We start from the raw sequence: 11,587 nt of genomic DNA on the forward strand, positions 1-11,587 counted from the left end.
AACTACAACCCGTATAGAACAATCGTAGGTTGGGTGGAGGCTTTGCGGAACCCAACACCTTCACCAATTCTTGTAGAGACGCGATTAAATCGCGTCTCTACGCATATTGAAACAACAAACATCATAATTATCAGAGTGTTATGTTATGCGTAGGGGTTTTCTAATTGATATCCGACTTCAAGAAGCATCTCCGTCAGGCTTGAATAAGCAATTTGAGGTTCCCAATTATGCTTATTCTCGCTCATCAACAAAATCAAATGTGATGATTGGTGATGTTTGATGCTGTTCAGGTTTTCCTCTAATGACATATACTTTCAAAGACTTGCAGTTTGGTATACAGCAATAATAACGAGTTTGAGACCATCCTTTGCACTCAAAAAATTGGATAGTATTAGTCTCTGTTGTCCAAGATAGAGATGGAATATCATTCAACCAAAATGACTTTAGCTTATTAGTAGTTGACATTATATACCACTCTTCAAATCTAATAGGTTCATCCGTTATGACCGACAGCTTATAAAACGGTATTGAATTTTATCGCTGCCACGACCTAGCACCTGCTATCAAATCGTAAGATAGTTTGAGGTGCCACATTAATTGGAGTTGCAGCTACATATGGTGTGTATTTGATTAGGCAACTTGCAAAGGTTTTGTAGGAAGCATTCGAGGTTCAGGTAGTGGTTGATTTTGTTCACTCAGCATCTCAACGAAAGCTTCAATGACTTCCTAACCATTTTTTGCACCTCTGGCTTTTATCGTCAATATCGAGTCAATATTGAGTTCATATTGCTGAGGATAGCGCAATTATTTGGAGTAATATTCTTATTTAAACAAAAATAACAAGAACATTAGTACAGATATTCAAAATCGTAATCATACTTAACATCAAAGCACAGGCAGGATGCAAGCACAGGCAAGATGCCTATGCTACAAGAGGGGGTATAATTTGTTGCCTGTGTTGGTATCGAATACGAATAAATAGTCTAAGTCAAGGTTTAAATTTAATTTGTCACCAGGATAAGGACGTATATTTCCAGAAGCTTGAATACTTAAGTTCTGTGTTGAACCGGGTATAGTCGCGCGTATTAGTGTTTCTCGTCCTAATGGTTCGACAACTTTGACATCAACAGTTAAAGCTGATGGTTCAGAAGTGATACTTATATGTTCGGGACGAATGCCTAAGTCAAGTTGTTGTGCTGCTGAAAAATTGGATTTTTTCATGGAGGCAGGTAGGGGTAATACTTGACCATAAATATCAAACCCGTTACCCGTAAACTTCGCTGGTAAAATATTCATCGGTGGATTGCCAATGAAGGTTGCTACCATTCGGTTTGCTGGCTGATTGTAAATTGTTTGTGGTTCTCCAATTTGTTGGATATGTCCTTGGCTTAATACCACGATTTTATCTGCGAGAGTCATTGCCTCTACTTGGTCGTGGGTAACATATACAGTTGTGTTACGTAAATTTTGATGTAATTGTTTCAACTCCGCGCGTGTGTCGTCGCGCAGTTGTGCATCTAAGTTTGATAGTGGTTCGTCGAGTAAAAATACTTGTGCTTGTCTTGCTATTGCCCTTCCTAACGCGACTCGCTGCTGCTGTCCACCAGAAAGCTGCTTGGGTTTACGGTCGAGCAAATGTTCTAACGATAAAGAAGCGGCAACTTCTGCAACGCGCTGCTGAATAATTCTAGAGTCTATCTTCCGCATTTTCATCCCAAAGGCAATATTCTCACCTACCGACATATGGGGATATAGAGCATAATTCTGAAACACCATTGCCACATCCCGTTGTCGTGCTGGGACATTATTAACTAACGTTTCCCCAATGTAGAGATTTCCCGAAGTGGCATTTTCTAAACCTGCTATCGTTCGGAGTATTGTAGACTTTCCGCATCCACTTGGACCAACCAATACCCAAAACTCACCGTCGGGTATCTCAAAGGTGATATCCTCTATGGCCGTTACATTGTTAAAGCGGCGTTTGATGTTTTCAAGACGAACGTTTGCCATTTATTTGTTGGTCTTCTCTCATAAACTCTTAAAATTGTAATGTAAAACCGTAGGATATCTGTCCCAGATGTCCTTCTACTGTCCTTTAACCACACGGGCAGGCAAGATGCAACTACACGGACGGGCAAAATGCAACTACACAAACAGGCGAAATGCAACTACACAAACAGGCAAGATGCCTATCCTACACGTCCTCGTTTAGCTATTACTCTAGGAGACCCTGCGGGGATAGGACCAGAGGTAGTTTTGAAAGCGCTGTCAGATTCACAATTTCGAGAATTTGATATTACTGTTGTAGGTACTCGAAGTTTACTTATTGACACGTACACAAAACTTAAATCTGTTGAAGGTATAGGTAAGCTAGTCGAACCATCGGAGTTAAAAATATTAGATATTGAGATAGACGCTGTTACTCTAGCTAACATTACGCCTGGAGAAGGTTCGGCTGCAAGCGGAAGAGCAAGTTTTGCTTTTTTAGAACAAGCTATTACGCGCGCTACTGCTGGAGAGTTTGATGCTATTGTCACGGCGCCGATAGCAAAGTCAGCATGGAAAGCAGCAGGATACAATTACCCAGGACAAACTGAACTTTTGGCAGAAAAGTCTGGCGCCAAGCGTGTAGGTATGTTATTTGTCGCGCGTTCTCCTCATACTGGTTGGATACTTAGAACTCTACTGGTCACTACACATATTCCTTTGTGTCAAGTATCTAAAGTATTAACTCCAGAGTTAATGACGCAAAAACTTGATTTATTAATAGAGTGCCTGAAAAATGATTTTGGTATTGAAAGTCCCCGAATTACTGTTTCTGGATTAAATCCTCATAGCGGTGAACAAGGACAGCTGGGTAGTGAGGAACGTGACTGGCTAATTCCTTGGTTAGAAGAACAAAAGCATGATAACTTGCAACTGGATGGTCCGATTCCACCAGATACGATGTGGGTAAAACCTGGTTTAGCATGGTATGGGAATTCTCAAAAATCTAATCCTGCTGACGCTTACCTTGCACTGTACCACGACCAAGGTTTGATACCCGTTAAGTTGATGGCGTTTGACCGCGCGGTTAACACTTCAATTGGTTTACCCTTTGTTCGCACCTCTCCTGACCACGGTACTGCATTCGATATTGCTCATAAAGGTATTGCTGATGCTACAAGTATGAAAGCAGCGATTGAATTAGCTTACTCTTTGTCACTTCAACGCCAAAAGCTAAAATTTCAAAAGTAAATGCGACCAAAGTTGTAATTTTAGTTGTAGCTTTATATATGCTTTTATAGTTGAATAAGAATTGTTATTAAAATATCATTGTCAACTTGCACTATTACTGTTTGCAATTACCCAATAGTTTGCATAGAGATTCTATAACACTCAAGCAAAAAGAGTAAATTTTAAAAAGTATAAAAAATTTGAATAAATTTATGAATTTACGCGGTTAATGATAGTATTATCCACGATACTCATACCCTATCAGGAGCTAATAATGAATAATCTACTTCGTAATGTACTAGTTGGTGCTGGTATCGCTACCGTTGGAGCAATAGGAACAAAGGCAGCAGTAGATTACTTTAAGAACCGTGGACAAGAAGAAGTTGTTGATGAAAGTCAAGGTGACGCTGAAGCAACATCACCCGAAGAAGTTGCCTACGCTACTGTAGAACCAGATTCCGTACAGTCATTTTTAGATGCAAGTTTTGGAGATCCAGGTCGATACGTTCCAAACCGTCCACCCAAAATTTTTGATTACCAAGGACAGCAGTACATGGTTATTTGGGCACAAGATAACAAGCAAAATAAAAATCAAATGCTGGCATTCCAGTATACAGACGCTGGGCGTAAAATGATTGCGAGTGTTGGATACACTGGTAATAAAACTGATTACAACCTTAATTTAGCAGGTACACCTTTCGCCGTTGATGTCAACGGACAATTATTAACATCTGGTCAATCACAAGCTGCTGGAACAAGTGACGTTGACTTTGTACTCGCTTAAGGGAACTTAATTTTTCGTGGTCATAAGAGGGATTCTTGACTTATTGTAAAGAGTCGAGAATCTTAATTTTAGCTAAGTGTATGTCTTACAACTAAAGATATATATTCACGCTTCATTCTGTAGAAAGAGTCATTGTTGATTAATTTTAGGTAAATTGCTATTAGTAAGGAAGTTTTGAAAAAAATAGCTAACATTTAAATAGCGTCAGGAGAGGACTCACATGGCTAACAAACTTTTCGATAATATCATTCCTCAAGAACCGCCAACCAATTCACGTTCTGATGTTCATGCTCTGAAGTCGCGTCTTGAATGGGGCGAACCAGCTTTTACAATCATAGACGTGCGCGAACGCAGAACATTTAATGAAGGTCACATCATGGGCGCCATGTCCATGCCATTAGAAGACCTAGGTAAAATGTCAGCTTCACTCCAAAAGACTCGTGACATTTACCTTTATGGTGAAGGTGACGAACAAACTGCTCAAGCTGCACAACACCTAAGAAGCGCTGGGTATGAAAATGTTTCAGAACTCAAAGGTGGATTAGCTGCATGGAAAGCTATTGGTGGACCAACCGAAGGTATTGTTGAATCAAAGACTCCTGCTGGTGCCGATGATTACAACGTTGTAGATCGTCTAAAGAATCATAAAGAAACCCAAAGTAAAGAAGTGTAAATATGTAGAGACCGAGTATATTCGGTCTCTACGTTAGTGTTCAAATAAATCTTTGAACTGCATCAAATCTAACGTTACGATTGTAGGCAAACACTGGAAACACTGTTGCGCGATTTCGTAACGTTCTTCGCGTTTAAGCATATCTATTAATTTTTGCCGCGCGTTGATTAAGTACCTAACATCATTGGCAGCATAGCTTAATTGTTCTTCGCTAAGGTTGATTGCGTTTCCCCAATCAGAACTCTGTGCGCTTTTGTCAAGCTCTACTTTCTCGAGTTCGAGGATTAAATCTTTGAGTCCGTGACGATTTGTGTAAGTACGTGCGAGTTTACTAGCTATTTTAGTACAAAAAACAGGCTGGACGTTGATTGCGAGATTGTAGCGGAGTGCGGCGATATCAAAGCGGGCAAAGTGAAAAATTTTGACAATATTTGTAGCTTCAAGAAGTTTTTTTAAGTTAGTGGCTTCGGTTTGCCCACGTAAAATCCTAACTGCGGTGACTTTTCCTTCGCTATTACACAACTGAACTAAACATAAACGGTCGCGTTGTGGTAGTAGTCCCATTGTTTCGGTATCAACGGCAATTGCATCACTTTTTAAGTAAGTCAATAGAGTCGTTTCATCAATATCTCTATCGCAAACCTGGAAATCGGGTAGTGTCATAGTAATAAGTGCTGAGTGCTGAGTGCTGAGTAAAGAGACAATCAATTGTGTTTCTACTCAGCACTATATTATCTGCTCCTCAACATTATATTATTTCACTCAGCACTCAACACTCAACACTCAGCACTCAGCACTCAGCACTCAGCACTCAACACTCAACACTCAGCACTACTTGCTATTAATGAAAATCTCCGTGAAGTAGATTTCCCCTTTAATATTGGCAGCTACACCAATTCCTGTTTGGCTATAATTGCCTTCGATGTTTTTTCTATGACTCTGACTTTTGAGCCAACCTTCAAAAGCTTGAGTTGCTGGGTCTTCATAACCCTGATTGTAAGCTATGTTTTCAGCGGCGCCGTTATAAGGAATACCAAGGGATTTGACGCGGTTGCTAAAGTCTTGATGACCAAACGGAATTGTTCCGCTTGCCATATTTTGACTATGGGTTCTAGCTTGACTGTCTATTTTCGAGTTGCGTACTAATGGAGACATCCCTTTTGATGCACGGTACTGATTAATTTTGTCAAAAATTGATTGTTCAATTGTATTCGTATTGACATCGGTAGATTGCGCTACCCTGATATAAAGTGGCGCCTGACTTACTGAACGCGCGTTTGCATAAGTGCTATCTGGCATTAAAACTAGACCGTTCGCCAAGAAAATAGCACCGAAAGTAACAACTTTTCGGTTCATAAGTATTTAGTCAATTAATAGGAAACACTGTTTTAATCTACACCGATTATTTTTTATTTGCTTACGTAAAAATCGTTTTGAGGACAGTTTGTAAATTGACACACTAAAAACATTTAGTAAGTATAAATACGATTGTAGAGACGCAAGAAACCAGGGCACCTCTACAAACTCAGCACTCAGCACTCAGCACTCAGCACTCAGCACTCATTACTCAATTACGGATAAAGATTTGAGTGAGATACACTTGTCCTTGTTTATTGGTGGCAACTCCAACACCAGTAAGATTGTAATTGCCTCTAAGATTTTTTAAGTGACCGGGACTTTTTATCCAACCACTAATAGCTTCGGCCGCTGGGTCATCGTAACCTTGGTTAAAGGCAACATTCTCAGCAGCACTTTCAAAGCTTACAGAAGTTGACTTTACACGCTTTTCAAATCCGTTATGGCTAAAAGGGACTTTACCATCAGCCATATTCAAACTATGTATCCTTGCCTGTCTGGAAATTTTGGCGTTAAGAGTAAGTCTAGTTAAACCTTTGGAAGCTCGATAGCGATTAATTTGATCAAAAACAGATTTCTCTAGTTCTCTAGTACTATACTTACTAGTGAGTATTGCCTGACTTGATAAAGTTGATACTGGTTTAGCTTGATTAACTTTTTTTGCCGCTATTTGACTAGATATAGGGTTTGTTAACCCGCTAGCTATGACAATCGTACTCAGAGCTATGCCAAAAGCAGTTTGTCGCATCATCTATAACTCTTTTGTGTAGGTGTATTTAAAATAAAGTCTTGCAGGTGCAAGTGTTGGTTTTTCTTTTGATATACGTGTGTACTTAACGATTTTCCGGAATAATGCCAATCTTTCCAGATTCCGATTTTCGCGTCAATATCGATTAAATACAATCTATAACTATAAAGTCATTACGAATTATTGTTGAAAATTTTAATAATTTAACGTAAAGTTTACGTGATTTTGCGGAAAAAGGCGAAAGAAGATTATTTTACCTTTTACCTTTTATCTTCCCCCCCTTCCCCCTGCCTCTGTCGAGTGGTTCAATAGAATATATAAACAATTGTGGAGAAAGTTAACATGGGCGTAATATTCTTTATTGTCTACATTGGCGCATTTTTTGCTCTGTCTGTAGGTCTTTTGTTCGGTTTACGTGCGGCTAAGATTATTTAATCAGAGTCGAAATGCGATATATCGCGATATATTAAGACGCGATATATCGCGTCTCTACATTTATATGGTGATTTGGGGGAGCGCTTGATTTTTCTTAACGAATGGCGCCCGCGTTTCGAGTCCTAGTAAATTTAAGAGTTCGCTGTCGGAGTCATAACCAGGACAAGGAGTGGTAACGGTAAGCATATGTCCATCGTCGCTGGAAAAGATAGAATTGGCGCCTGCCATAAAGCAAAATGCCTGTTCAACTTTTGAAAGTCTTGCTCTCCCAGCACTCAAGCGCACGTCAGATGTGGGCATAATTATACGAGCGGTAGCAATCATCCGTACTACATCCCAAAATGGAACATCGGGTTGGTTTTCGAGGGGTGTGCCTTTAACTTGTGAAAGAATATTAATTGGTACAGATTCGGGGTGAGGGTTTAGTGTTGAGAGAGTGTGCAGCATCGAAACTCGGTCTTCTGGACTTTCGCCCAAGCCTAAAATGCCACCTGAACAGACGGTTACATTTGTTTGACGAACGTTATTTATTGTATTGAGACGGTCGTCATAGGTTCGCGTAGTAATAATGGTGCTGTAATAATCGCGCGAGGTATCAAGGTTATGGTTATAAGCGTAAAGTCCTGCTTCATCTAAACGTTTTGCTTGATTTTCGGTAAGCATTCCCAACGTGCAGCAAACCTCTAACCCCATTGAGGTGACATCTTTAACCATGTCAATAACTTCCTCAAATTGTGCATTGTCACGAACTTCACGCCAAGCGGCGCCCATACAAACGCGACTAACACCGCTGGCTTTAGCGTTTTGAGCAATATTAAGAACCGTTTCTTTTTCGAGAAGTGCTTGAGGTTTGACTTCAGTTTTGTAGCGAGATGACTGAGCGCAGTAGCCACAATCTTCAGGGCAGGCACCTGTTTTAATAGATATCAGCTTACATACTTGAATTTGCTTGGGGTTATGATACTGGCGATGGACGCTAGCTGCTTGATAAACTAGCTCAAGTAAAGGTGTATTGTAGATTTCGCGTATTTCGGCTTCTTGCCAATCGTAGCGTACTATCACGAATCCGCCGTCCTTATAATCGAGAATTTCTATGATAGTACCTTGAAAAAGTGGAAAGTGCTGAGTGCGGAAGAGTTGAAAGTGCTGAGTGCTGAGTGCTGAGTGCGGAAGAGTTGAAAGTGCTGAGTGCTGAGTGCTGAGTGATACTCCTAATTCCTAACTCCTAACTCCTAACTTGACTCAGCACTCAGCACTTTTTACTCAGCACTATTAAGAGTAATAATGGTTACTTCGGGAGGACAAAAAAGGCGCCCAGGTGGATAAGTACCCAGACCGCGATTTACGTAAAGCTGATTGCTTCCAAGTTTATGGAAACCTTGTGCCCATTCCCAGTGACGCACAACTTTAGCACAACCACCACGTAGAAAAGGAATATACTTACGGATTTTGCGTGGTATCTTGCGAATTAACTTATAGTAGTAAACAACTAGGGGTCCAATCCCAGGAATCACTATTTGTGAGCCGTGGGTATGTCCACTAAGCTGTAAATCTACGCGCCAGTTTTGTACTAATTCAAACGTATCTGGATTGTGAGAGAGAACAATACGCGGTGTATCAGGGTCAAGTAGGTCAAGTATTTTTGGGTCAAATTTTCCTGACCAATAATCCGCGAGACCGACGAAGGGTAACTCTGAACCCAAAGGATAACCAATTTCGTTCCATAAAACTTGAACACCAATACTATTAAAAGCATCGGTGATTATGGATTGCGAATATTGATAGTACAAATCGTGGTTTCCTAAACAAGCGCAAATCCCAGCGCGCGTTTGTAAATGCTTGAGGTGCAGCACTAGCTGATGAATCGGTGATGGGTCATCCGTAACATAATCGCCAGTGAGTATAACTAAATCGGGTTCGGCTTGATTTACTATTTTAATCGCTTGCGAGAGCATTTTATCCGACAGGCGCAAACCATCGTAATGTAAATCCGACAATTGCACCAGCGTCGTTCCGTCCAACGACGGCGGCAGGTTTGCAATATTAACTGTTATCCTCTCAACGCTCAACGGTCCAGAAAACAACCAGTACATACAACTGCGTTACTCCTCATAACTGGCGCCTCCAGCTTATCAAATTGTGAAGATATTTTGCATATAAATCACAATATTTTCTTAAAAACTTTATAATGTTTTAGTAAATACTTTATTACTACTGTACTTAGTAATGTTTAAATTGTATTGTGATTTTACTCTGTTTAATCTTACTAAGCAATCATTTTATATGCTTTACAATTCGTTGAATATGTGATATTACTATTTCAAATTGTTGTGTTTTACCCAGTATATCGATTAAGTTTAGGCTTAATATATTAATTTAAATAAACACTCAACTAGTTGTAAAATGTCGTTGACTTGATTATTGTATCAAACTGAAAAATTATTTTGCTCATCAGTAAAAACAATTTTATGCTACTTAAGGTATGGCTGCTCAAGAAGCTCTAACTGTTATATACTAATTGGTTACAGCAGCAAATAAGGTATTTTTTAAAAGGGTTAATAATTACAGTAATTCTATCTACCTTGCTCTTTCCATTAACTAATAGCGCTCCACAAGAACGCTTTGGATTAATATTTCAAGCATTTTTTTGACTAAAGTGTTTAATGTTAGTAAGCTTCAAATCGCTCGACTTAGATTAGGTATGACGTTTATCTCTTTAACGTTATCACTTTTAATAATTTCTATATATATAATCAACTTTCACTTTAATACTTAATGGTTAAAACAATGCTTGAAAACTGCTATACGCTAGAACTACCTAAAATCAACGACCCTAGAGGAAATTTAACGTTTATAGAAAATTCCAAACACATTCCTTTTGTCATTCAGAGAGTTTTTTATCTATATGATGTCCCTGGTGGCGCCAGTCGTGCGGGTCATGCGTTGAAAAGTTGTGAGCAGTTTTTAATAGCTATGTCTGGCAGCTTTGATGTAATTTTAGATGATGGATATGAAAAAAAACGTTTTCATCTAAATCGCTCTTATTATGGACTTTATATTTGCCCGATGGTGTGGAGAGAAATAGATAACTTTTCTTCAGGTTCTGTTTGTATGGTTTTAGCATCTGCTTTTTACAGCGAACTAGATTACTACAGAGATTACCAAGATTATTTAGCATCTGAACGGAGACAAAGTTGATGCTCGTACCATTTTTGAAGATGGAAGATTTATACTATGAACTTAAAGAAGAACTAGATGCAGTTTACCGTAAGGTAATGGAGAGTGCTTGGTATATTCTTGGAAAAGAACTTGAAGCTTTTGAATCAGAATTTGCTGCTTATTGCCAAGTCAAATACTGCGTTGGTGTCGGAAATGGCTTAGACGCTCTACACCTAATTTTGCGCGCGATGGAAATTGGTAAAGGTGATGAGGTGATAGTGCCAGCGAACACATATATCGCGACATGGTTAGCCGTTTCGTATGTAGGAGCAACATTAGTACCAGTAGAACCAGATACTCAGACTTATAATATTAATCCATCTCTAATTGAAGCTGCAATTACTGAACGCACGAAAGCAATTTTAGTAGTACATCTTTATGGGCAACCAGCATGTATGGATGCCATTAATGACATTGCCAGAATTTACAATCTTAAGGTAATCGAGGATGCAGCTCAAGCTCACGGCGCCTTTTATAAAGGGCAACGTGTAGGTAGTTTGGGGGATGCTGCGGGTTTCAGCTTTTATCCAACTAAAAATTTAGGGGCTATTGGTGATGGAGGAGCAGTAACAACAAACGATGGAAACTTAGCTTCAAAAGTTCGTTTGCTCCGTAATTACGGCTCTCGCATCAAATATGAAAATGAAATTCAAGGCTATAACAGTCGTCTTGATGAACTACAAGCCGCATTTTTACGGGTAAAACTTGCAAAATTAGATGAATGGAATGCTCGGCGCACCATTATAGCACAAGAATACTTGAAGTTTTTAGCTAAAATTGACAACTTAGTCTTGCCATTTGTGCCGGATTTTACACAACCAGCATGGCATATATTTGTGGTGCGTCATTGCAAACGAAATAAATTACAGCAGCATTTGACTCAAGCTGGTATTGGGACACTCATTCATTATCCTATCCCACCGCATTTATCAGATGCATATAGGGAAAATGGATGGAAAATAGGAGATTTCCCAATTACAGAAAAGTTAAGTAACGAAGTACTAAGTTTACCAATGGGGGCACATATGAAGAGTAATGAAATGAAAATGGTAATTGAAACCTTAATGGAGGGTGTTTGAGTAGTAACTGACTTGTAAAGTAGTTAATACGCTTATCAACAGATGTGAGCGATTGTGAGCGCGCGTAGCGTTAAAAT

14 protein-coding genes are annotated in these 11,587 nt (G+C 39.4%); 7 read left to right on the plus strand and 7 right to left on the minus strand.

The genetic code is table 11. The features are described 5' to 3' along the window. Positions 1 to 231: 231 nt before the first annotated feature. Together AC2JBO_RS11080 and AC2JBO_RS11085 are read right to left on the minus strand one after the other, a co-directional pair. Positions 232 to 465 carry a hypothetical protein gene (locus AC2JBO_RS11080; RefSeq protein WP_496953706.1) on the minus strand — a complete coding sequence of 78 codons (234 nt, stop codon included), beginning with the start codon at positions 463 to 465 and terminating at the stop codon, positions 232 to 234. 462 nt (positions 466 to 927) lie between these two features. Next, positions 928 to 2,010, minus strand: coding sequence for an ABC transporter ATP-binding protein (locus AC2JBO_RS11085; RefSeq protein ID WP_496953707.1), 1,083 nt, complete (start codon positions 2,008 to 2,010; stop codon positions 928 to 930). Positions 2,011 to 2,139: 129 nt separating this feature from the next. Between AC2JBO_RS11085 and pdxA the strand changes: the two genes are divergently transcribed. The 3 genes from pdxA to AC2JBO_RS11100 all read left to right on the plus strand — a co-directional run bounded on the left by pdxA (position 2,140) and on the right by AC2JBO_RS11100 (position 4,673). Then, positions 2,140 to 3,237, plus strand: a complete 1,098-nt coding sequence (gene pdxA / locus AC2JBO_RS11090) for a 4-hydroxythreonine-4-phosphate dehydrogenase PdxA (RefSeq protein WP_496953708.1) — start codon at positions 2,140 to 2,142, stop codon at positions 3,235 to 3,237. Between the two features lie 253 nt (positions 3,238 to 3,490). Then, positions 3,491 to 4,000, plus strand: coding sequence for a hypothetical protein (locus tag AC2JBO_RS11095; RefSeq protein WP_496953709.1), 510 nt, complete (start codon positions 3,491 to 3,493; stop codon positions 3,998 to 4,000). 220 nt (positions 4,001 to 4,220) lie between these two features. Further along, positions 4,221 to 4,673, plus strand: coding sequence for a rhodanese-like domain-containing protein (locus AC2JBO_RS11100; protein ID WP_496953710.1), 453 nt, complete (start codon positions 4,221 to 4,223; stop codon positions 4,671 to 4,673). 33 nt (positions 4,674 to 4,706) lie between these two features. Here the strand turns inward: AC2JBO_RS11100 and AC2JBO_RS11105 are convergent, their stop codons facing one another. Continuing rightward, positions 4,707 to 5,336: a ribonuclease H-like domain-containing protein gene (locus AC2JBO_RS11105; RefSeq protein WP_496953752.1), complete on the minus strand. Its 630-nt coding sequence runs from the start codon at positions 5,334 to 5,336 to the stop codon at positions 4,707 to 4,709. A gap of 47 nt (positions 5,337 to 5,383) precedes the next feature. Here AC2JBO_RS11105 and AC2JBO_RS11110 point away from each other — a divergent pair, with 47 nt between their 5' ends. Further along, positions 5,384 to 5,518: a hypothetical protein gene (locus AC2JBO_RS11110; RefSeq protein WP_496953711.1), complete on the plus strand. Its 135-nt coding sequence runs from the start codon at positions 5,384 to 5,386 to the stop codon at positions 5,516 to 5,518. Here AC2JBO_RS11110 and AC2JBO_RS11115 read toward each other — a convergent pair. Further along, positions 5,505 to 6,029, minus strand: coding sequence for a CAP domain-containing protein (locus AC2JBO_RS11115; protein ID WP_496953712.1), 525 nt, complete (start codon positions 6,027 to 6,029; stop codon positions 5,505 to 5,507). The genes AC2JBO_RS11110 and AC2JBO_RS11115 overlap by 14 nt on opposite strands. Positions 6,030 to 6,240: 211 nt before the next feature. Then, positions 6,241 to 6,780 carry a CAP domain-containing protein gene (locus tag AC2JBO_RS11120; protein ID WP_496953713.1) on the minus strand — a complete coding sequence of 180 codons (540 nt, stop codon included), beginning with the start codon at positions 6,778 to 6,780 and terminating at the stop codon, positions 6,241 to 6,243. A gap of 339 nt (positions 6,781 to 7,119) precedes the next feature. On the opposite strand from AC2JBO_RS11120, the gene petL reads away from it, so the two are divergent. Further along, complete coding sequence (gene petL, locus AC2JBO_RS11125) at positions 7,120 to 7,212, plus strand: cytochrome b6-f complex subunit PetL (protein WP_496953714.1); 93 nt, start codon at positions 7,120 to 7,122, stop codon at positions 7,210 to 7,212. Between the two features lie 60 nt (positions 7,213 to 7,272). Here the strand turns inward: petL and bioB are convergent, their stop codons facing one another. After that, positions 7,273 to 8,274: a biotin synthase BioB gene (gene bioB, locus AC2JBO_RS11130; protein ID WP_496953715.1), complete on the minus strand. Its 1,002-nt coding sequence runs from the start codon at positions 8,272 to 8,274 to the stop codon at positions 7,273 to 7,275. Positions 8,275 to 8,471: 197 nt separating this feature from the next. Further along, on the minus strand, positions 8,472 to 9,305 hold the full coding sequence (locus AC2JBO_RS11135; protein ID WP_496953716.1) for a metallophosphoesterase: 834 nt from the start codon (positions 9,303 to 9,305) through the stop codon (positions 8,472 to 8,474). Positions 9,306 to 9,999: 694 nt separating this feature from the next. Here AC2JBO_RS11135 and AC2JBO_RS11140 point away from each other — a divergent pair. Both AC2JBO_RS11140 and AC2JBO_RS11145 read left to right on the plus strand, forming a co-directional pair. Then, positions 10,000 to 10,410, plus strand: a complete 411-nt coding sequence (locus AC2JBO_RS11140; RefSeq protein WP_496953717.1) for a sugar 3,4-ketoisomerase — start codon at positions 10,000 to 10,002, stop codon at positions 10,408 to 10,410. After that, positions 10,410 to 11,510, plus strand: coding sequence for a DegT/DnrJ/EryC1/StrS family aminotransferase (locus AC2JBO_RS11145; protein ID WP_496953718.1), 1,101 nt, complete (start codon positions 10,410 to 10,412; stop codon positions 11,508 to 11,510). Before AC2JBO_RS11140 ends, AC2JBO_RS11145 begins: the two co-directional genes overlap by 1 nt. The last annotated feature ends 77 nt before the right edge of the window (positions 11,511 to 11,587 follow it).

It is taken from the genome of Calothrix sp. CBUCES-K 9914 (assembly GCF_059640475.1).